Consider the following 19217-nt stretch of genomic DNA (forward strand, 5'->3'; position numbering starts at 1 on the left):
AATCCCTCCTTACACCGAGAATGCACGCAAAGAGCGCACACGTGGTCTATCTATGTGTGTACCTGATAAAACAAGTTTTACCCGCGCTTGTGGGTCAAGTAGATTCGCCAACTCATAATTACACAGTAGCCATCCCTCGCCCTGAGCTTGGGTATTTTTAAGCGCCACGGCCTGCCATTGACCTTGCTGCTCAATCAATACATCCACCTTTGCACTGCCAGGTAATTGAGCTTCAAAACTCACTTTTAAAGTACCACCAGCTTGACAAGGAATTGCACGTGTAACGTAGTCGGCTTGATTACTGACTTTACCCAATGCTGTTTGCACGCTGTCGAATAACACAGGGGATTGCGTCTCAGTACCGGTTAACTTAGCTCGAACCTTCAGTGACTCTGTCACTTTGTTGGCAAGTCTCAGTGGCTGCGACTCTTGTAGGTTAAAGTCACCACTTTGGGGGCCACTAAATTCAAAATGAAGCTGCGTTTCACTGCTTGGGCGCTCAATGGCAGCCATTGCTAAAATATCACTGTGTTCTTCTAACGCAACTTCCCCTAACTCGACCGTGTGTTCTGTTTGCGTAAATTTCGCCGCTTTCAATCGAAAACTAAGATCTCTATTTTGATGAGGTGTCCAAGTTGATGCATTGCTCGAAGAAAGTAGCACACCAACCTGATATGGTTGGCTCGTTACCCACCCACTGCTGCGATCAAATTTACCGAGCTCTGCAATGGCAACTTCATGAACGGCATCATCACTCAAAACGACAATCGCATATTCTTGACCAGCATTGAGCGAAATCGGCGTAAATTCAAATAACGTCGGGCCAGTCGCTTGCAATTGAGAAACGGGCAACGAAGCTTCGGCAATCACCGTATCATTAGGTATACCCAGATCAGTTTCTCTGATTTGGACGCGCACGGGTTGTTCACCAATTTTCTTAAACCATAGCTCCACGCCCGCAATGAAGCGAAGTTCAGGCAAAGTAAATGTTTGTGCCAATGGGTCAAAACGCCACTGCAAAACATTGTTCACTCGACGCACCGTTTGCGTGCGTATTGTGCCACTACCGGTATAGGTTGCTTCGCCTCTGGAACCTTGAGAACCGGTAAAACGTACTGATTTACTCCCGACAGGAACATTACTCGGGATATAGAATCGGCCGGATAGTCGACCTTGTGTATCGGCTTTTATGGTCATTGTGCCTCCGGTATTAGTGTGATGCCATCAAAAGTCAGTTGCTCTATCGTCTCTCCCTCGTCAAACCCAGATATCGAGAAGTTGACCCAACGCCTTCTTAAAAACTCTGCGCTGCGCGTTGAGCTACTCAATACCTGCGTTGTACTGACAGTTTGCGTACTCACGCGTGCTCCGTTGCCACCCCAAAATCTACGCGTGATAGAACTAGCGACATTGGTATGCGTTTGAGTCCAATGATCGACACTGGGGGTTAGGCGAATATCTGCTGGGATCGGCTCAAATGCCATATAAGGGTTGATCTTCATGCTACCCGTTTGTTTAGGCTGCTCTAGCACATCTTCAAGCACATAAGGTAATGTGAGCGCGCGTTCATCTGGGACTTGAAGTTGATGAATATCAGCCTCAAGCGGAAGCACTAACTCCCCCCCAACAATCGCCGCAGTTTGTTCAATGCCCGCATCTCTCATATCATCGTCGATGAATGGATCGACAAAGACACCATATTTGCTGGTGGGATCCTGGCTATTTGCATCATTTCTGAGTCGTTCGATAGCAAGCAGCTGATACAAATCTCCGATCTGGCTCTGCATTTGCTCAAGCTGTGACATAGACACCGCACGAATTGCCAAACTTTCAATACTAGGTGCTTGGTTGTTGAACCAAAATTGAGTCACCTGTGCCAAGGCAAGATGATGCGCAGGCGCTTTTGGTGGCACTGGCGATTGATGAACCGCTTGGCCTTTTATACGTTTGATATGACCAAACCTATCTAATACAACCAAATCGATGCGTGGTCGATACCACTGGTAATCAATCGTTACCAACGTGTTTTCTACTAACTCACCTCCATCTTCTAGCTGCTTTGATAAGCTAAAACCTCGCTCATCATATTCAACGGTCAGTTGCTTACGGTAGCGATAAACAACATGATATTGACTGCCACCAGCTGGTTCTTGACCACTGAGCTGCCAACTAATGTGATTACGCAAAAAGATAAAGTCTGTACCTTGCACATAAACAGTCTCACCTTGAGTGATAGAGAGTATCTCAAGCACAGACTCATCGGGTAAAAGGTCATCTCCCCCAGACAATTGACCGCGCGTTAACTGAGCGCCTTTTTCAACAGTAACGTTGACCTCATCAATTGACTTAACCGGGAAAAAATCCGTATCCATGCGCATCATGTCTTGCGCATCGGCTTGAAATGTTTTTGGCTCTTCTTTCACTTCACCGATGTCAGGATCATAATTGAATTCGGCTGTCCTAGAAGTCGCGAACGCCACTTCATAGCCTTCAATATGGGCTTTCCCTTCTTCTAAACTAAAGCTCTGCTTGCCCTGCTCTGCACCTCGATAACTTAGCGCCATACCTTGTACAACATAGCTACCACCATTTGCTTCTCGGTCATATCTGGCAAGAGCTTGTGTGACGGCATCCAGTTGAGGAGGAGGTTGTTTAATAATTAAAGTGCCTTGCTCGATTCGATGAACTGGGTAAAATGCTTCGTCTGGACCTAGGGCATCACTGAGCAACCCCCATTGGCAGATTTGCTGCAAGCGCGCAGCGCCAGGTTCGTCAAAATTAATCGCATCGACAGCAGGATCTCGTAAACTGGGATCTTGCTCTTCGGTGATCACTTTGTGTGTTAGCCATACACCCACATCGACGGTCGCATTTAAATCAATGGGTACAACCCCACTTGTGACCGGACGTACTTGCCCAGCCATGTACACATCCCCTGGCGTGATCAATGCGCTTGCGGAATCCGTATCAACGACTAATTCGCCGCCTTTTACTAAGTCACCATCTTTAAGCAAAACATCTGCGACACCTTTAAGATGATGGCCCACTTGCGATTGTAGGTCGTTTAATTCCCTACTTTGCAGACCTTTTCCGGCTCTAAACAGCAGTCGCTCGTAGCCAGAGTCTGCATGAAATTTTTCATAGTAATCATCAAGCATAAATACCTCTAAAAACTCACAACAAATTCAAAGCTCTCTCTCACACCTTCTTCTCGCACTAGAGGTGCACGGTGCTCGAGCAATAATAATGTTCCAGATGATGCCACTTGTTCAGGCAACAAGTAGGACAGCCCAGGAGGTAAGTCCGGCTGCTGTTGCGTGCCTGACATTAAGCCCAGCTCACGAACGGTTTCCCCTACACCATCGGCAAAATCAAAAGTAAATTCGCAATACAGGTGTTGAGTCGGTTGCTCCGATAAGCTAAAACGTCCACCTTGAAGGTGTATATCGCCTTGCTCATTTGGAAGACAAAACGCAACTTTTTTAGCTTTCCGATAGCCAATCGGCGCGGCAAGCTCAGTTGCGACTATGGGTTCGGCTGGAGGGGATTGCCACGGCGTTTCTCCGCGCCCCCAAGCCAAATAAATAGGAGTTTGTGCAATTGTTTGGGCAAACAACGTCCGCCCTGCACGAGTAAGAATAGCCAAAGTGTTTCCTTATTTTACCTACTCCGATTTGGTAGATTCACGTATTCGCTCTGCTCTAGCGTGTACTCTCAGCCCAAGTTGCAAAAAACACCGCTCAGGTCATTACGATTGCTAGGCAAAAAATTGCGAGTGAGTTACGACAATAAACCGAATATAGGTTAATTAATGGTGAAATATTGAATCAGCGTAATGCTTGGTACGACGTAATAACTTGAGGGTATCGCATTGTGGACCAAGAAGACGCTTGCCAATGACCAAACCATTGAGCTTGGCCGAGGGTATAAGCACGGCTAGTTTGACGACTATGCGCGGCCGCCATGCTAAAACTGTGCACAACAGGTTCACTTAATCTCAAACTACCAAGTACTTGGGAAGAGTAGCTTTGCCAACCACAGTTTAACTTGCGCTTACGAGCGACATCTGAAGCACCTTCAGGATTAACAATGGTTTCATGCGCACGCTGTGTACTAATGCGCAGCAATTTACCATTTTTTAATCTATGCCTATAACCCGAGTGGTCACTCAGCAACGTACCGAAGTGACTTGCTGAAAGTTGCAGCTCTCTAATATCTAGGTTGTATGTAATACGAACAAGCTCGCTACGCGCGGGGGCACTTAGCTCCGCTAACTGTGCCATACGCTCAGCATCATTAAGATCTGGTAATTGCTCTAAATGACACTGATAGCGATAGAAATGCCGATAAGACTTGGACTCTTCAACTTCTGACAGAGAAAATCCGAGCCAATCAAATGCCATTTCTAAGCTTTTTTGTGTTCCACGGATCCTTTGCCAAGCGAGACCTTGCTGTAAGACTTGATCTAAATCATCAAGATACGGGACCAAGGCGCCTAAACCGTATTCCCATATAAGCCAAGGTAATAGAGATTGTTTGGGATGGGACTTAAAGCCACGCAAAAGCTGAACTCCTTCACCCAATACAACCTCAAGCTGACCATGTTTAACAATGTCGGCTTGTAGATCACTGTGATTGAATGGGAGTAACGCGTCGCTATCAGTGTTTAAGTGATGAGACATAATTGAATTTGCCCTAGTTGAGCATATTGATTGGAAGCTATATCAATCAAAGAGTCTGGCGTATGTATCTCTACATGCTTAACACCGTCTACATGAAGTTGCGCGCTTAACCAGCTCGGCGTCATTGCAATGCCAAGGGCCATCGTCTCCTGCCAAGCTTCACGTAATTTGCCTTCTAATTGGGTAAACACCCAATTTGGTACATTATCTTGTAGATAAATATCGGCTTTGACGTCAATTGGTACTTCTTCAGCGTGATTCACCTCAACCTGATCAGTTAATACTTTAACCTGATCGCTTAATACGTGGTTTCTCACTTGCTGCAACAGTACATCTGCCTGTTCTTTGTCTTGAAATAAAATAGAGACGCGTACACGCCCCGGGATTGGGCTATCCACTTCAACATCTTGGATAGTATTTGGCGCAGCGGTTAATGCTGCGTTGCGGTAGTGGTCTTTGCTGCCGGCAGTACTGGACGCCAATGTTTTTTGCCGAATGCGAAGACGGTAATTACCGTCTTCTTCACCCTCGGCACGCACCAAACCATAAAACACACCAAGCTGGTCTAAATCACTGCCTTTTGCAGTCGCCAATAAGTTAGCATACGCCGCTTCATTAATACGTTGACGCAGCAGTAACTCTCGATAGCTTTCCACTTGCAGACATACCGTCAATGGATCGCTTTCAAGCTCTAATGCATCAGCATATTGTGGAGCAAGTGATATAAACCTGTCCTTGCGCGCTTGGTAAATTGTTTCATAGTCCAGTGGCTCAATGATGTCCGGCGCAGGCAGCGCAGAAAAATCAAAGTACTGGGAGTTCATAGTGGTTTCTTGGATAAGTTAAAATCTTTACGACTGGATAATATCGGCCACGCCTTGCGCACGAGCTGAAATTTCACCAAATACATTGTCAATGCCTTTGTATTGATAAGGAAAAGTCAATTGATTGGCAATCTGCTTGTCTAACAATGGTGCAAATAAATCAGCCGAAGGTTGTGCGGCAGCTTTGACTTCTTCAAGCGTAGTCGCCGCAGCAATGGCCTTAGTTAATTTTGCAAACTCTACTAAGAGTAGATGCGCGGTGTCTGAAGTTGTACCAATTAAAGAGTCTGAGTCTGCAACAGCGTAATGAATGCGGCTACGTTGCGCTTCTTTATCGTATACAACCGAAGTATCTTTAAATTCAGATTCTGTATTTTCTAACATGATTCACCTACACAGGGATTCTTGGGTAGTTAACAACGCGGTCAATTGCAAAATTACAACTGCCACCAAATTGAAGAATATTCTGAGGTTGTTTACCTGTCGGATCTGTGACTCCGTCAGATACCACGTTGACCAATCTTACAAACAAACAACTATAGGCGTGCACGCCAGAGATCTGCATCGAAGGAATGTCTCTCACTGAAGAGCCATTCCACCATCCGCCGGTATTTGAGATATTAATATCAACACCTTGAGAGGTAATATTTTCGTTGATTTGCTCACTGGTTGCCTCAGTGTTGGTCAGAATAAACTGCATATATGTGCGGCTCCAATCTCTTGCATATTTATCAGGAGATTCACTGTAGCCTGGAGAGTAAGAATAACCAGCTACTGTATGAAGTTTTGTCATTCTACTTGCCGCTGCATATGTGTGGAAACCACTCCAGTCACCACCGGTGGGGACTTTGATCCAAATTGACTTGGTTTCATCATTAGGGTCTGCAATTAAGCCATGATCTTGTACTAACGTGTCTTTTGTATGCACTTTACGATCATAGTAATTGATACGCATATCCGCATGACTCTGCGCCAAATTCAGAACTGCTTGACTTATTCGGCTATCAGCAGTCGTGATGGCAGTGTTTACTTCAGTTTGAGCGTTGGCTAGTGCTGTATCAATTGCCCCCATCTTATTAACAACAGTACTCGTCAGCTCATTGTTCGCTGTGATAAGTTCACCATTGGTAGAATGCAGCTCAGTGATTAGCTGTTCAAGCGTTTTTGCTTGTGTAGACATCTATAAGTTTCCTTTCTAAAAAATTCTAAGGTAGATTTCGCCGTTGCCATTCCCTGCTCGCACTTGTTGAACGATATTCAGTAATGAAGGGGTGGTCTGGAAATCAAAAAACGGTTTATATAAGTAGGGTTTGACTACATCTGTTATTTATTCGCTGCATCAAGTGGCGATATTGGCCAGATAACATCGGCAGCTGCAGTATAATTTTGAGGTAGCGCCCTTAACTCTTTTCGGTATGCAACCCAAGCAAGTTTTTCACTGTCACTTAGGTCACTATCTGGCATTTGAGTGTAATCTGATTCAGCGAGCAGACGATTCCTTTTTGCTCTGATATCCGCAAATAGGCCCAAATTTATAATTTGATCTTTTTGCTCGGCAGTGAACTCTGGCCATTCTTGTTCGGTATCAAAGTGCATGTACTTCTTACCGTTATATTCAAAATCAATCAGCATATTAAGATCCCACTAGATAAACACCTTTGGTACCAACTTGTAGGGTTTGGTACGTAGGGTGAAATAGGTTGGTATTCGCACCGAGTGTAATGTTGTGAGTGGTTACAATCATTGAGGACATGTAGTACGTAGGTGCAAAAACATAAAAAGGCGAATCAGCCGTCGCATTCGCACCGTCAACCTCACCCGTGAATAAGATGTTACTATGGTGAGACCCGGGTCCTGATACATCCCCTCCTGTATACACCTGTAAAAATAGTGCTTCAGAGCCCGTTGCTGGAACAAGTTTGGTGCAATTGAGCCGAATGTCACCTGAGTAATGAGAGATGCCTTTTGGTACTGACAAATTAACGGCAATCAATGGATATGAAAATCTAAGTAGCGAACCATACACCTCCAAAATTGCATTGAGGTTGAGTGTCGCGCCTATCAATCTACAAACGACTTTCTTGTTTGAAATTTGAATACGCTCATTCACGTCGATTCGCTGACCCAATGGGCCAAAGATAATAATGACAGATCCCATAGGAGCTGAGTCAATTAACGCCTTTAACGTTTTAAACGGCGCACTCGCTGTACCTGGATTACTATCGTTACCGTTTGCTACATCTAAATAAAGGTGCAGCTCCATTCGCTCATCAATGCGTTCAGGTAAAACACTGTCTACTTGCTCAAACACCTCATCAGGTAAACCAGTGATTTGGTTTTTAATCGCTTGATTATCAACTGCAATTAAATCGTTTGACGCTTTAAGCTCTGAATTCTGAGCAATAACTGCTGCTGTGAGCTCGCTCACAGTGGTAGCAAGTTCGGAATTAGATGTTTGAAGTATGCCTAGTTGTGTACTCAACGAACTCATTTTAGCCTCCTAAGCTCAAAAGCCTTTCATTGAACTTAATTTGACGCAAGTTTGATTCGATCTGTGCCGTTGCCATTTGGGTCTGAGCAATTGTCATCGCTGCAAATTCATCCGCATAGTAAATGCTCAAATCCCCTGTTACGTTAAAATCAAGGCTATCTGGCGGTACAGCTGACAGTAATAAATCAAATCCTTGGACTATTTTTGCAATCGGCGTCTGATAGAAAAGTACATTTTCAGGGTGAGACCAGACAGCAAATAGCGTTCTTTGGCTTTCATCCGCATGATCGTTTAAGAAAAAGCCGACTTCTTTAACTGCATACTGCTTGTCATCGGTAAACTCGGCAGTTACATGAAACTGGCCATTTCCAACTACCTCAGCACCTGATACTGGCGCCGTATTTTTTTGGCTTTTGAGTGCAGTTTGATTTCTATCGGGTGTGTAGCCCGAATCCCCAACTGCAATATGGCCAATTTGGATTTTAACCCCTTGTTCAAGGGCACTCACCGCTGCATTGATCCCTTCTTGGGTCACAACGGGTGTATATACATTCATATATGTACCTCAGATTAAAAATTAAGCGTAATATTTTGAATTGAAACGGTGTAAGCACCGCCCGCTATTGAACTACTTGTCGTAAAACTTGCTTTGGGAGAGTCTTGTAACAGCATATTTGATACATGCGTTGACATTGCTGTTGCAGAAACCGTTGATGACGAAGAAAAATTTGCGCTTGGTGCATCTTGAAACCGATCAACCCCCACTTGGGTTGCGAAACCCTTTGCCAAGACTTGCACTTTGCACACGTCAAAATCTAGGCTTGGACTGTCACCAAAGCGTATTGTTTGCACACCGCATGATTGCGCAGCTGAAAAGGTACCCACTCCAACAGGAGAAAAGTTAAAGATAGGGTCATCTTGATATGAAGCAGCTTGCACTGTTGCACTTTGTGCCCCGCCGAAGACCTGAATATCAGCACTTAAGTTTACACCAATAGTAAAATCTACTTGCGTTCGCATCGGTTTGGTTGCCACCACAGATTGCCACATCTGTGCTTGCAATTTAGGGCTTAAAAACGTGTCGCCATTACTGTCCAAGTTTTCTTTTGCTATCGCCAGAAGCTTAGCGCTGTGAGGCACCCCGCCATATTCCCACCACTCTTGTAGCTCAACGCTTGCATTAAGCACCGTAAGTGAGTTTTTGACCGCACTAACTGTGCCTTTATACCTGTGCCTTGGCACACTGTCGGCTATCACTTTACGTTGAATATGCTCGGGCCAACTGCTGTCCCAAACATCTACACTTAACGCGTCCGCTAACCACGGGAGAAAATGAGTAGGACATTGAAATGGATCCCATAACTGGTGAGTCTTCACAGGGATTTTTAGGATTCGGTCGCTACAGTGTTCTAGGGCTAGCTCAAGCTCTGTCGTATTCCCTTGTAGAGAAAAGTTAGACATGCTCTTCTCCTACCTCAATATTCATCCCTTTACAAAATACCGCCTGATGAGCGTGCGCAGTGATATCCCATTGCGGACTTCGCAACTCAACTCGTTGGACACCAGCTTGATGAAGCACCGCATACAAGCCTGATAAAGATATATCATGCCCCAATTTATGATGCTGCTTTAGCCAAGTTGTTAAGCTATTTTTTGCTTCTAACACAATCGCTTCACCATCCATTCCCGGATAGATGTGTAATGTGGCATCTAGGTCAAACTCAATAATATCGGCAGACTTAATAAGTACTCGATCGGTTAGTGGTCGAACACTGTCTTTGTTCAACTGGGCCTTAACATCATCAATAACCTCCTGCGATGCGTGACCACTGTTTTGGCTAGACAGCAATGTAAGTACGACGTCTCCAGGCATTGGTTCAGACGGTTGTAAGCCGGCCAACACATCAGGCGTAATGCCAGCATCATCCGTGCACACCAGTAACTTGGCACTAGGTGGCAACAAATTAGTCACTTGTTCAGGCAAATCGGCGTAGGCAAATTGCGGCGCATCTACAAATACATCTTTTACATATTGAGAGCCTTTTAATGCGTGAAAAGCATAAGCGCCAGCTGGTCCTGCAGTACTAAACCCCTCTAACGCGAGCGCAATTCGCTCACGAAAGCGTTCATCACTCTCATATACCGCTTTCTGGGGTGGGAGTATGCTGTCATCCCCAGGAATTAATAGTGCTCTTTGCACACCAAAGCGATTGCCCAAGTAGTCTAGTTCGCTACTTGTGGCATTTGCCAAAAGCACGCCATGCGCACTTTCATTGATGCGCTGACGCAACAATAGTTCTCGATAAGCAAAAGACTCAACTAGCTTTATGACAGGGTCACTAACTAAGTTCAATTCAGCATCTGGAAATCTTGTTTTAAAATCTTCTAAAATCTCAGCCCTAATCTTTTCATAGCTTAGAGGTTCAATGAGGTTTGGCGCCGGCAAACGGCTGAGATCAATGGCGCTAAAGTTTGTCAAAGACATAACTAAGCTCTTGAGTAAAGTTTTGAGAAATGCCTGACTACCAGTTAGCCAGGCATATAGCGGATTTTACGGGATTATGACTTTGGAAAATTTGCTTTGACACTTGCTCTGGCATCTAACCATGCCTGTTTCGCGTCAATAGTAGCCTGTGCTGAGTCTCCTAACTCCGTTAGGTTAGCCATGTAATCGATAAACAAATGGTCGCAAGCTTGTGCATATCCTTCTCTGCGAGAATCTAAAATCTCTTTTTCAGAGAAAATAAGCTGATAATCCCCTTCAGCTACGCCTGCATTTTTGGCCATTTTCTTAGCGCTTGCTTGGTTTGTTAGGCCACCAGCAACAATACGGCCTGTTGAAATCTGTTTTAAAACTGCCATGATTACACTCCTACATATCCGGCTGCATCCGTGTGTGTATATGGGAATCCAACACTGTCAGCCCAAACCATATTGTCACCATGATTACCCGTACCTACATAAGGTAAGCACATAGCAACTTTCATTTTGCCAAGCCCACTGAATAACGGTTGGTGGCACCCTCCCCAGCCTGATCTGACAGCATGTTTGTATTGCCAACCTTTACCAAGATCTGAATGATTACACTCAATCGTTGCCGAACGATTTGAAGACGGATAAAAGCGCATTGTATCCGCACATTCCAATACATTTATCCAGCAACTGGCTTGAGTAAGGAACTCTCCTCTCCCCCAACCAAAATGCGTGTCACACCCCTGTGACAATACAAAAAAATTGCCATTGTTTGCATCACTGTTGCGCCCCTTAGTGATCTCAATATCAAACAGTAGAACACGATAATTTGAGCCGTAAAAAGCTTCTCCACCATGGTTTTTGTAACCTATACCTCGGTTTTGAAAGTTTTCATTTGGTGTCAGGCCGTACTCGTCTAATTTATCTAAACTTACACGAGTAACAGTGCCAGTCCCTTCAGAACCATCATGTAAAAACGCCAACCATGGTGCTTTGTGCGCAGTCAAAACATCGGTTGGGGTGTTGTTGGCTTCGCAAATTGAATTGAAAAACTTAGAATCCACGAGCGTATTCGGCGCAAGTGGTAACGCCTTTTGAAAATCTCGAATTTTGGCATCAACCGCTTGTTCTTTGGCAGTCAAACGGCTTTCAACCGCGGCATTTTTTTGGTCAATCTCAATGGCCTTCTGCGCCACGCGATTGTCGATATCTTCAATTTTTGTATCCACCACATCACTGAGCTTTTCTGACGCTTCAACGACGCGGGCAATGTCTTGCTCTAAAGACATACTATACCTCCGTTTTAAAATAAAAAGCCCACCTAATCGGTGGGCTGGGTTTGTTTTGGTTTTTAATATTGCTTTATATATAGCGAATTAAATCAGTCTTATTTTAACAAGCTGCTGACACCATGGGCACGTACTAGCGCTTCATCTAAAGCAACAGCCTGACCTTTGATTTGATAAGGTAAATCCACCTCACCGCTGGCTACTTTGCTCTCAACCTCGCCAATGGCATTTTTCAATGATTCAGTGGAAGCGCGCATTTCAGCCAGAGAGTTTGCTTGTGATAATTTGTTGGCAAAGATACTTAATTCATGAAGTAGAATATGAGAGATATCTGACGTTGACCCAAGCAAACTGCCATCATCCGCAATGCGATTATTTATTTTTTGCCTAGTTGCTAAGCGTTGATTGTTTTCTTCAATGATTGTCAATAACTCTGCTGTTACTGGTGTTGCATTCTGATTATCCATATTTATTTCTCCTTATAGTTTTTCAGCAGGGTTAGATATAATTGTTACGTCGCCAACGCCCAAAACGGTGCCGTTTCCGACTCTGATAGAGTCAACACTGAGTGTTAAATAATAGGTACTGCTAAAAGTCAGTCGTAAATAGATATGATTATCGCTGCCAACGTATGAATCTGGTTCATGAGTCCCTAGGTTTTGTGTGTGGATGAGGTTATTGCCATTTTTATAGCAGTAACCCACAAAAGTAGAATCCACGACTTTTGCTTCTCCATAGGCATACCCATTCACCGAGACATGGAACATGCAGTTATGTGTATCCAACGTATAAGGCAATTTAATATGGATGTTAGTGGTCTCACGGACATTCGTGAAATAACCAGCAATTGCAAAGCTTTTAGTGCCTTGACCACCTTCGCCAATAATATGCTTATTGTTTATTGCACTATCAATTCGAGTAACTTGCTGAGAAATCGTTGAATCCATCTCAGACACTTTGCTATTCACAGTGCTGTTAATATCTTCGATTTTCGTATCCACAATGCCAGTGAGTTGCTCTGCTGCACTGACTACATTTGCAATGTCTTGCTCTAAAGACATGATTTACCTCCAAGTAAAAATTAAAAAAGCCCACCAAATGGCGGGCTTTGCGTTTAGGTTTAAAAATGAAAAATCAATCAGGTGTGCTCAATACCCAATTGATACCATATTTACTGCGCTTTGATGACGGCGTCGACGCCATTTGCACGCGAAATAATGTCAGCCATTACATCGCTTTGGCCTTTCGTTTGGTAAGGGAAGCTAAGGTCACCATTAGTCACTTTTGTTTCCACATCACCAATCGCCGTTTTAAGCGATACGGTAGAAGCTCGCATTTCTGCAAGCGTTTGCGCTGAGCTTAATTTATTCACAAAGCCACTCAACTCATTAAGCAATAAGTGTACGGTGTCCGATGTCGTGCCAAGCAGTGATTCTGAATCAGCAACTTGTTGCGCAAGTGCAGAGCGAACAACTTCGCGGCCTTGTTGCAAAGCCTCTTCGACAGTCAGCTCCACTGAAAATGTACTCTCTTCACCGAAATTTTCTGCCACCAGCTGTGCAACAGCATGCTGCGGCATGTTTGCATCAAAAAACTGCTCTACAGCTTGTCCATTTACAATTAGTTTAGCCATTTAAGTTATCTCCCTTGACCTTATGCGATCACATCGTAGGCACCATCGCCAATATAGGCGAACTGACCCCAAGCTTTATCGATGGGTACATGACCCGTTACAACGGCAGGTAACGCAACTTGAATTACACCGGTTTGATCTGCAGGTAAGTTTTTACCTGGTACATATGGGTGACAATGCGTATAGTGATTTCGGCTACTGTGCTCGATATGCACACCACACACCTTTGCAGCCTCACCCGCTTTTAACCCAGTACACCAAAACCCTGTCGGCACAACACCACGAATATGTTTCACGATTGCACCCGCCGTAATATGTGTAGGCCTTCTCAAGTATTGGTACATTAAATACGCATCAACATGGCTGTTTTCACCACCTCGGTTAGGTGCATACTCCAATTCCCAAATATTAAAATTTTGTGCAAACCATTTGGTGTCGGCATTAATCGCCTGTAAAAACTCTCTCGCAAGAGGCGTACGCTGATTTACCTCAACACCCGTTTGCACTTTTTCTAATAGCGTCGCTTTAGTGACAAAACCGCCAGCCCACGCCTCTGGGAAAGAGCCCGCCTGGTTTGCAACCAAAGCCTGGTTTTTGGTGACTCGAAAATGCGATTGGCGCTCATTATATGAACTAAGTAACGCATCTGTGCTGGCAAGGTGCGCATCTACCTTCGTTTTTGTCTCAGCCACGGCTGAGTTCAATTTATTGGTGATCTCACTGATCTGATTATCAACTGTTGCCGTCAAACCTTCTGTGGCTTCAACAACGCGAGTTATATCCTGTTCTAATGACATTAAATATCTCCACTATAAACAAAAAAGCCCACCATTCGGTGGGCAAAAGCACTATCAAAAAATTAATTAGTCATGAAATTTAGGATAACGAGCCTGCACCGCTTTTCGAGCAAAAAGCCACGCCTGTTTCGCTTCATTTGCTTCCAAGCTTTGCTCGCCATATTCTGCCGTTGCGGCCAAATATTTAAACGCGAGGCCATCACTTTGTTGTTGATAACCTAAAATTCGAGCAGCTTGGCACTGAGCTTGCTGTTGCAACACTTTAGCTTCTTGCATCAACTTTAGCGCTTCTTCTGCGAGCGTCTGTGCACGCAAGTTATCTTCTTTTTTCATAGACCTTCCTTACAAAATTCCTTTGTCAATTAATGCAAACTTTTGTTTTAAGTGACGATACATATTCATAATTTGAGAACGCGCCATTTTGGCAAGCTCTGGTGCGATTAAAATATTGAAATCTACGCCTTTGTCGATAATGGTAATGGCATCGCCTGGCACACCCGTCAAAGTCAAATCAAACGCCAACAATAAGTCTATGTCATTAGACTTATAGGCAATTGGCTCGTTTGCTGAGTAAACCGCAAACAGTACGTGACGAACTTGGCCATTTACCTCTTCTTCGGTATAAAACCCAACCTCGTTGACAAAGAAACCATCGTCAGCAACTTTTGAGTCGTCTCGAACAGTCAAATGTAACTGCTTTTGATCCTCAAAATACTCTGCATGGTCAATGTCTAGACGGTACTTTTCATCTTTTAGATTCGTCGTATTTTCATCAACTTGATGAACACCAGAACCTATTCCTATTTTTGTGATCTTGGCTTTAAACCCTTTTTGCTGTGCCCTGAACACAGCAGCAAGCCCCGCTGAGGTGATCACCGGCTGTAAAATCGTGCTCACTATTGCACTCCTTGTTTTCGAAATGTTTAAGTTGCAGTAACTGCATTAAGATACAAACGACGCACGGTCGTTTGCTTTGCACTTTTCGAGATTGCACCAGCCATCTGGCAACTAAACTCAATAAAGCGCGAAGGCATTGTTTGTTCACTACGGATGTACGTTCTAACAACCTGCCCTGAACCTGTTGATAGTGCTGCACCAAAACCCAGTTTTGCGCGTGCACTTAAGCTGCGTACATTCGCAGTACTCACACGCTGGCGACTAATCAAAGGCACTTGTTTTCGAATGACAAGGGCGCACCCTGGCTGAGATTTTGCTGTGATAGCACGCTCAGATGAAGATGCTGCATAGTGGCGGGAAGCGGCTGTGCGATGCCCAGAGATGGCACCAGCGAGTGAGAGTGTGTTGCTGCCTGCACGATGCTTCTCATGCGGCATAACTTTGGCATAAACTCGACTACTCGCAAATCCGTGTGCTGAACTACCAGCGACGGCTTGCGAGGACATTTTCATACCAACTAAAAAATCAAAATGTGCGCGCTGTGGTTTGGTCTGATTAGTGACTCTGTAAATAGCATCATAGAGTTTCTGATCTAATACCACTGCGCGACTGGTATAAGGTATTTCGTTTGCCCACGCGATAAAGGTAAATGTATGTGGTTCACCACTGTGATGCGGCGCGAGATAAACATCATCAATATCCTCGAACCACTCGAAAAACTCGATTTGCAAACCAAGAGACTGTAAGGCTCTTTTAACCGCGCCAACGGTGCCTTTATGCTTGTGAATAGATACCGACTGAGCAATCATAGAACGCTTAGTTTCTACCGACCAAGCTTCATCCCATTCATCTACAGAAAGCGCCCAAGCCAGCCAAGGTAACAGACCCTCTGGACAAGTCAGCGGATCCCACTGCGAACCAATGCTCTGGGGAATAATTTGCTTGGTATCAAACTGTGCTCTTTTTAATGCAAGACTCTGTTCTAATTCACTTTCCAGTCGCGTTTTATTCACAGGTAATAACGATGGAGTACGCATCTGTTACGCCTCCTCTGGAAAAGCTAGGTCAAGCGTCAGACGATAAGCTTGATTTACACCAGGTTGAAGATCCTCTGTGGGCGTTAACAGTTTTACTTTTCGTACTCCCGGTTGATGCAGTGCATCAATAATACCCGAATGTGGCACCTCGGTCCCAAGCTTAAAATGGTTTAAAATAAACATGTCGAGCGCTTGCATAATCGCCAATTCAACTTGTGCTTTATTCGCGCCCACATTTAGATAAATTTGAGCTGATAAGGGGATTAACGTCGGCATAACCCAATTGACGATAACTTTATCGGTAATGGGTCTGATATCCTCATCATTAAGTCGCGCTTCTATCTCACCTTTCACTTCATTCGCTTGAGTCTCGCTCATTGTATCTAATAAGGCATATACGTTGACACGGCCTGGCTGCTCAGAGTCAACATAGACATCATGCACAAAATGACTCGCTGAATAGGTATGAAACTCGTAGGCTCCACGTGTGCCTGCCATGCTATAACTTTCTAGTGACATGGGGATCCGTTGGCGGTAACGTTCATCCTCTTCTTTTTCATCCCGTCCAATACCAAACAATGCACCTAAGTGATCTAAATCATTTCCAGTGGCAAAAGCCAACATCACTGATTTGGCGGCATCATTGATACGTTGACGCAATAGCAATTCTCGATAAGCTGACAACTCTAACAATTTGATGGCGGGATCTGACGCCAACAAAGTGTGTTCAGGGATTTTTTCCAGTAGAGCTTGCTCAATTTGCTGATAAATCTCCTCATAACTAAGCGCTTCAATAACCTGAGGAGGTGGCAATTTCGCTAATTCTATAGCAGTACTCAAAATTCGTCTCCTTGCTAAATTTTTTGCACTCGAAAACACACTCGACCTCTGGGCCAGTGTAAACTATCTGCAGTGCTTAATTACAAAGGTGGATTAAAATGGAAGGCTCTGTAAATTACTTTACAGACCGTTACGTTTGGCACTTAGTAAAGCATCCAGCTTTTCATCGATAGAATCCAAACGCTTCTCTATGCGCTTTTGGTCTTCTTTACGAATTTGCTTTAAATGCGCAAGTTCTTGCTTATTGGATGTAATCCGCTTATCCAAATCATTTAAATATAAAATTCCAGAAACCACCAAAGCGATTGTTGTTAAAATATGGGCTAAATTTAACTCCTTTTTCATTTGCCAATTATCAGGCTGTCTCACTTCGCGACTCCTTTTATTTTTTCAATGGTTCGCAAACCAGCTAAACCCAACATACCCAAAGTTAACTCTAGCATGACGTCTAGCGGTAATTCAGGAACTCCATGCTCTGGCAATAACCACTGCAATATCGGGTTAATAACAAAAGCGAATAAAAACCCAAAACCACATACCCACATCAAAAAAGGTCTTGCCCCTGCGACAAATACACTGCGATGACTGGCCTGAACTGAATTGATCTGCGCCTGAATTTCGCTTCGTTTTGTAAGTAGGCGAGCTTTTAAGACTTGCTGCTCCAGCACTTCTTCTTCGCTGGTATAAAGTTCATCAATAATGTTACCGACGACATTGAGTGGCTCACGAACATCTCCCATAAATAAGCTGGTAAACCAACTCATGATTGCCACTCTCCACTTAACATTTGCTGAGCTAATTCTTGCACACGATTAGGGACCTGCCTCGCCCAGCGACTATCAAGCATTTCAAGTGCTGCCTTTTCAAATTGGCCCTGTTCAACATGTTCCAACATCCTTTTAAAGCCCATGACGCCTTGCAAACCAAGGTTAAAAGCCATATTGGTTAGCACGGCAAGCCTTGCTTCATTGCAATGACTCACGTTAATGCGTCGTTTTACACCAGCCAACGCATTCTGCACATCTTGTGCTAGTAAGTACTCAGCTTCTTCTTGGTCAATGCCTTTACCATCTAAGTTTCTACCATAACCAATTGTGAGTTTGCCTCCTGTACAATAATAGGGGTAACGCCGGTACCCCTCATGCTTTTTTATTTGCTCCACTGTGTTCATAATCGACATTTAATTTCCTATTCTAATAACTAAGCTCCAACATTAATGCTCTTTCAGCTTTTATTAACCAAAACTCGGCCGAACGTTTGGTATCAAAGCCAAGCATTTTGGCAGCTTGGCCCAGCTCCATGTCCAACAAGTATTTGGCACGTATTGCACGAATACACTCTGGTCGCAACTTAGCTATTAATTGTCCTATGAGTTCAATTTCCTCAGGGACACTCATCATATCGCTAGAAAAATAGTTGCTTCGCCCACCGCCTGACTGCTCTGTCACAGCTTGACGGCTAAACCCTTTACCAAGTTCGCGTTGACGCCAGAATTTACCCCAGCGTCTGAGTGCACTTCTAATCTGTTTAATGGTTATCTGAGTTGCTATCATTTAGCTTTCCTATTACTTCTAAAATATCTAATGAGTAAACATCTTCTACCAAGCCAACTACATCATTCCATTTAGGGCTGTATTCCCTATTTTCCCAGCGCCGCAAAGTGCGCTCTTCGATACCGTAGCTAGCTGCAGACTCTGCTTGAGTGTATCCACGTAAACGTCTTGCAAAACGGAGTATTTCCGCACCTAATGGCGCTCTTCTTTGTTTAAAAATCCTGTTTGATGAGTAACTTAATTGTGTCATAGCCGTCCTTACCGAGTTTTTCCGATGAGCTTATGATTATTATTATTATTGTTATTTAATTGATGTTTTCCGTTTAAAAAGGTTCGAAAATAACCTTATCCATGAGGTTATTACGACATAATCTTCCGACTTATTAAGGTGAGGTTTTAGTATGTTAAGGTGCGTTTAATCGTAAAGGGTGATTCGACCTACTATTACATTTTGTAAATTAATTGACGGGAGCTTGCATGCATTAAAGTGTAACAACTTTATTTCATAGCTTTGCCGAGCATAGGTAAATAATACCTTTTTTCTGGGATTAAAACAGGTCAAAAATGCCCTAAGAACAAGGGGGTTAAGAAGTTTAAGTGTTCGTTACACAAAGGGTAGTTCAAATCAGCGCAGTTACAAATTTAAGTAAACAACTGACTAAGTCCGTATTGAATATCCCCTTAATAGGAATAAAAATTTCC

General features: G+C 43.9%; 27 protein-coding genes. All 27 read right to left on the reverse strand.

What is annotated here, in order from left to right; genetic code table 11:
- Window positions 1-9: 9 nt before the first annotated feature.
- The 27 genes from L1286_RS03195 to L1286_RS03325 all read right to left on the reverse strand — a co-directional run bounded on the left by L1286_RS03195 (window position 10) and on the right by L1286_RS03325 (window position 18765).
- Entirely contained in the window at window positions 10-1197 is a 1188-nt protein-coding gene (locus L1286_RS03195) for a hypothetical protein (protein WP_235405474.1), read from the reverse strand.
- Window positions 1194-3158 carry a DUF4815 domain-containing protein gene (locus L1286_RS03200; protein ID WP_235405475.1) on the reverse strand — a complete coding sequence of 655 codons (1965 nt, stop codon included), beginning with the start codon at window positions 3156-3158 and terminating at the stop codon, window positions 1194-1196. The genes L1286_RS03195 and L1286_RS03200 overlap by 4 nt, the downstream gene beginning before the upstream one ends.
- Window positions 3159-3166: 8 nt before the next feature.
- The gene (locus L1286_RS03205; RefSeq protein WP_235405476.1) at window positions 3167-3646 is read right to left on the reverse strand and encodes a hypothetical protein; all 480 of its coding nucleotides are present in this window, start codon (window positions 3644-3646) and stop codon (window positions 3167-3169) included.
- 181 nt (window positions 3647-3827) lie between these two features.
- Window positions 3828-4682 carry a phage tail protein gene (locus L1286_RS03210; RefSeq protein ID WP_235405477.1) on the reverse strand — a complete coding sequence of 285 codons (855 nt, stop codon included), beginning with the start codon at window positions 4680-4682 and terminating at the stop codon, window positions 3828-3830.
- Window positions 4667-5506 (reverse strand): baseplate assembly protein, encoded by an 840-nt coding sequence (locus L1286_RS03215; RefSeq protein ID WP_235405478.1) that lies wholly within the window; start codon window positions 5504-5506, stop codon window positions 4667-4669. The genes L1286_RS03210 and L1286_RS03215 overlap by 16 nt, the downstream gene beginning before the upstream one ends.
- Window positions 5507-5533: 27 nt before the next feature.
- On the reverse strand, window positions 5534-5890 hold the full coding sequence (locus L1286_RS03220; protein WP_235405479.1) for a hypothetical protein: 357 nt from the start codon (window positions 5888-5890) through the stop codon (window positions 5534-5536).
- Between the two features lie 7 nt (window positions 5891-5897).
- Window positions 5898-6686: a hypothetical protein gene (locus L1286_RS03225; RefSeq protein WP_235405480.1), complete on the reverse strand. Its 789-nt coding sequence runs from the start codon at window positions 6684-6686 to the stop codon at window positions 5898-5900.
- A gap of 143 nt (window positions 6687-6829) precedes the next feature.
- A complete protein-coding gene (locus L1286_RS03230; RefSeq protein WP_235405481.1) occupies window positions 6830-7138 on the reverse strand; it encodes a tail fiber assembly protein in 309 nt (102 codons plus the stop codon).
- Between the two features lies 1 nt (window position 7139).
- Complete coding sequence (locus L1286_RS03235) at window positions 7140-7997, reverse strand: hypothetical protein (protein ID WP_235405482.1); 858 nt, start codon at window positions 7995-7997, stop codon at window positions 7140-7142.
- Window position 7998: 1 nt separating this feature from the next.
- The gene (locus L1286_RS03240) at window positions 7999-8553 is read right to left on the reverse strand and encodes a phage tail-collar fiber domain-containing protein (RefSeq protein ID WP_235405483.1); all 555 of its coding nucleotides are present in this window, start codon (window positions 8551-8553) and stop codon (window positions 7999-8001) included.
- Between the two features lie 14 nt (window positions 8554-8567).
- Window positions 8568-9458 (reverse strand): phage tail protein I, encoded by an 891-nt coding sequence (locus L1286_RS03245; RefSeq protein ID WP_235405484.1) that lies wholly within the window; start codon window positions 9456-9458, stop codon window positions 8568-8570.
- Entirely contained in the window at window positions 9451-10482 is a 1032-nt protein-coding gene (locus L1286_RS03250; protein ID WP_235405485.1) for a baseplate assembly protein, read from the reverse strand. Before L1286_RS03250 ends, L1286_RS03245 begins: the two co-directional genes overlap by 8 nt.
- Window positions 10483-10556: 74 nt before the next feature.
- On the reverse strand, window positions 10557-10859 hold the full coding sequence (locus L1286_RS03255) for a hypothetical protein (RefSeq protein WP_211034191.1): 303 nt from the start codon (window positions 10857-10859) through the stop codon (window positions 10557-10559).
- A 2-nt stretch (window positions 10860-10861) separates the two neighbouring features.
- Window positions 10862-11758, reverse strand: coding sequence for a hypothetical protein (locus tag L1286_RS03260; RefSeq protein ID WP_235405486.1), 897 nt, complete (start codon window positions 11756-11758; stop codon window positions 10862-10864).
- A gap of 98 nt (window positions 11759-11856) precedes the next feature.
- Complete coding sequence (locus L1286_RS03265; protein ID WP_235405487.1) at window positions 11857-12225, reverse strand: hypothetical protein; 369 nt, start codon at window positions 12223-12225, stop codon at window positions 11857-11859.
- A 12-nt stretch (window positions 12226-12237) separates the two neighbouring features.
- Window positions 12238-12819 (reverse strand): hypothetical protein, encoded by a 582-nt coding sequence (locus L1286_RS03270; protein ID WP_235405488.1) that lies wholly within the window; start codon window positions 12817-12819, stop codon window positions 12238-12240.
- A 110-nt stretch (window positions 12820-12929) separates the two neighbouring features.
- Window positions 12930-13391: a hypothetical protein gene (locus L1286_RS03275; protein ID WP_235405489.1), complete on the reverse strand. Its 462-nt coding sequence runs from the start codon at window positions 13389-13391 to the stop codon at window positions 12930-12932.
- A 20-nt stretch (window positions 13392-13411) separates the two neighbouring features.
- The gene (locus L1286_RS03280; RefSeq protein ID WP_235405490.1) at window positions 13412-14188 is read right to left on the reverse strand and encodes a hypothetical protein; all 777 of its coding nucleotides are present in this window, start codon (window positions 14186-14188) and stop codon (window positions 13412-13414) included.
- A 66-nt stretch (window positions 14189-14254) separates the two neighbouring features.
- Window positions 14255-14521, reverse strand: a complete 267-nt coding sequence (locus L1286_RS03285; protein ID WP_235405491.1) for a hypothetical protein — start codon at window positions 14519-14521, stop codon at window positions 14255-14257.
- A 9-nt stretch (window positions 14522-14530) separates the two neighbouring features.
- The gene (locus L1286_RS03290; protein WP_063359592.1) at window positions 14531-15085 is read right to left on the reverse strand and encodes a phage tail-collar fiber domain-containing protein; all 555 of its coding nucleotides are present in this window, start codon (window positions 15083-15085) and stop codon (window positions 14531-14533) included.
- A gap of 26 nt (window positions 15086-15111) precedes the next feature.
- Window positions 15112-16122 carry a phage tail protein I gene (locus tag L1286_RS03295; protein ID WP_235405492.1) on the reverse strand — a complete coding sequence of 337 codons (1011 nt, stop codon included), beginning with the start codon at window positions 16120-16122 and terminating at the stop codon, window positions 15112-15114.
- Between the two features lie 3 nt (window positions 16123-16125).
- Window positions 16126-16962, reverse strand: a complete 837-nt coding sequence (locus tag L1286_RS03300) for a baseplate assembly protein (protein WP_235405493.1) — start codon at window positions 16960-16962, stop codon at window positions 16126-16128.
- Between the two features lie 120 nt (window positions 16963-17082).
- On the reverse strand, window positions 17083-17331 hold the full coding sequence (locus L1286_RS03305; RefSeq protein ID WP_141685420.1) for a hypothetical protein: 249 nt from the start codon (window positions 17329-17331) through the stop codon (window positions 17083-17085).
- Complete coding sequence (locus tag L1286_RS03310; protein WP_235405494.1) at window positions 17328-17726, reverse strand: 3TM-type holin; 399 nt, start codon at window positions 17724-17726, stop codon at window positions 17328-17330. Before L1286_RS03310 ends, L1286_RS03305 begins: the two co-directional genes overlap by 4 nt.
- Window positions 17723-18142 (reverse strand): glycoside hydrolase family protein, encoded by a 420-nt coding sequence (locus L1286_RS03315; protein WP_235405495.1) that lies wholly within the window; start codon window positions 18140-18142, stop codon window positions 17723-17725. Before L1286_RS03315 ends, L1286_RS03310 begins: the two co-directional genes overlap by 4 nt.
- Before the next feature lie 13 nt (window positions 18143-18155).
- Window positions 18156-18515: a hypothetical protein gene (locus tag L1286_RS03320; protein WP_235405496.1), complete on the reverse strand. Its 360-nt coding sequence runs from the start codon at window positions 18513-18515 to the stop codon at window positions 18156-18158.
- Entirely contained in the window at window positions 18490-18765 is a 276-nt protein-coding gene (locus L1286_RS03325; protein ID WP_235405497.1) for a helix-turn-helix domain-containing protein, read from the reverse strand. Before L1286_RS03325 ends, L1286_RS03320 begins: the two co-directional genes overlap by 26 nt.
- Between the last annotated feature and the right edge of the window lie 452 nt (window positions 18766-19217).

Source organism: Pseudoalteromonas sp. SMS1, from assembly GCF_021530565.1.
GTDB lineage: Bacteria > Pseudomonadota > Gammaproteobacteria > Enterobacterales > Alteromonadaceae > Pseudoalteromonas.

Excerpts from the sequence above, each read along its gene's own strand:
- L1286_RS03195 (WP_235405474.1), bottom strand. The coding sequence starts at position 1,197 with ATGACCATAAAAGCCGATACACAAGGTCGACTATCCGGCCGATTCTAT.
- L1286_RS03200 (WP_235405475.1), bottom strand. The coding sequence starts at position 3,158 with ATGCTTGATGATTACTATGAAAAATTTCATGCAGACTCTGGCTACGAG.
- L1286_RS03210 (WP_235405477.1), bottom strand. The coding sequence starts at position 4,682 with ATGTCTCATCACTTAAACACTGATAGCGACGCGTTACTCCCATTCAAT.
- L1286_RS03215 (WP_235405478.1), bottom strand. The coding sequence starts at position 5,506 with ATGAACTCCCAGTACTTTGATTTTTCTGCGCTGCCTGCGCCGGACATC.
- L1286_RS03220 (WP_235405479.1), bottom strand. The coding sequence starts at position 5,890 with ATGTTAGAAAATACAGAATCTGAATTTAAAGATACTTCGGTTGTATAC.
- L1286_RS03225 (WP_235405480.1), bottom strand. The coding sequence starts at position 6,686 with ATGTCTACACAAGCAAAAACGCTTGAACAGCTAATCACTGAGCTGCAT.
- L1286_RS03230 (WP_235405481.1), bottom strand. The coding sequence starts at position 7,138 with ATGCTGATTGATTTTGAATATAACGGTAAGAAGTACATGCACTTTGAT.
- L1286_RS03235 (WP_235405482.1), bottom strand. The coding sequence starts at position 7,997 with ATGAGTTCGTTGAGTACACAACTAGGCATACTTCAAACATCTAATTCC.
- L1286_RS03240 (WP_235405483.1), bottom strand. The coding sequence starts at position 8,553 with ATGAATGTATATACACCCGTTGTGACCCAAGAAGGGATCAATGCAGCG.
- L1286_RS03245 (WP_235405484.1), bottom strand. The coding sequence starts at position 9,458 with ATGTCTAACTTTTCTCTACAAGGGAATACGACAGAGCTTGAGCTAGCC.
- L1286_RS03250 (WP_235405485.1), bottom strand. The coding sequence starts at position 10,482 with ATGTCTTTGACAAACTTTAGCGCCATTGATCTCAGCCGTTTGCCGGCG.
- L1286_RS03255 (WP_211034191.1), bottom strand. The coding sequence starts at position 10,859 with ATGGCAGTTTTAAAACAGATTTCAACAGGCCGTATTGTTGCTGGTGGC.
- L1286_RS03260 (WP_235405486.1), bottom strand. The coding sequence starts at position 11,758 with ATGTCTTTAGAGCAAGACATTGCCCGCGTCGTTGAAGCGTCAGAAAAG.
- L1286_RS03265 (WP_235405487.1), bottom strand. The coding sequence starts at position 12,225 with ATGGATAATCAGAATGCAACACCAGTAACAGCAGAGTTATTGACAATC.
- L1286_RS03270 (WP_235405488.1), bottom strand. The coding sequence starts at position 12,819 with ATGTCTTTAGAGCAAGACATTGCAAATGTAGTCAGTGCAGCAGAGCAA.
- L1286_RS03275 (WP_235405489.1), bottom strand. The coding sequence starts at position 13,391 with ATGGCTAAACTAATTGTAAATGGACAAGCTGTAGAGCAGTTTTTTGAT.
- L1286_RS03280 (WP_235405490.1), bottom strand. The coding sequence starts at position 14,188 with ATGTCATTAGAACAGGATATAACTCGCGTTGTTGAAGCCACAGAAGGT.
- L1286_RS03285 (WP_235405491.1), bottom strand. The coding sequence starts at position 14,521 with ATGAAAAAAGAAGATAACTTGCGTGCACAGACGCTCGCAGAAGAAGCG.
- L1286_RS03295 (WP_235405492.1), bottom strand. The coding sequence starts at position 16,122 with ATGCGTACTCCATCGTTATTACCTGTGAATAAAACGCGACTGGAAAGT.
- L1286_RS03310 (WP_235405494.1), bottom strand. The coding sequence starts at position 17,726 with ATGAGTTGGTTTACCAGCTTATTTATGGGAGATGTTCGTGAGCCACTC.
- L1286_RS03315 (WP_235405495.1), bottom strand. The coding sequence starts at position 18,142 with ATGTCGATTATGAACACAGTGGAGCAAATAAAAAAGCATGAGGGGTAC.
- L1286_RS03320 (WP_235405496.1), bottom strand. The coding sequence starts at position 18,515 with ATGATAGCAACTCAGATAACCATTAAACAGATTAGAAGTGCACTCAGA.
- L1286_RS03325 (WP_235405497.1), bottom strand. The coding sequence starts at position 18,765 with ATGACACAATTAAGTTACTCATCAAACAGGATTTTTAAACAAAGAAGA.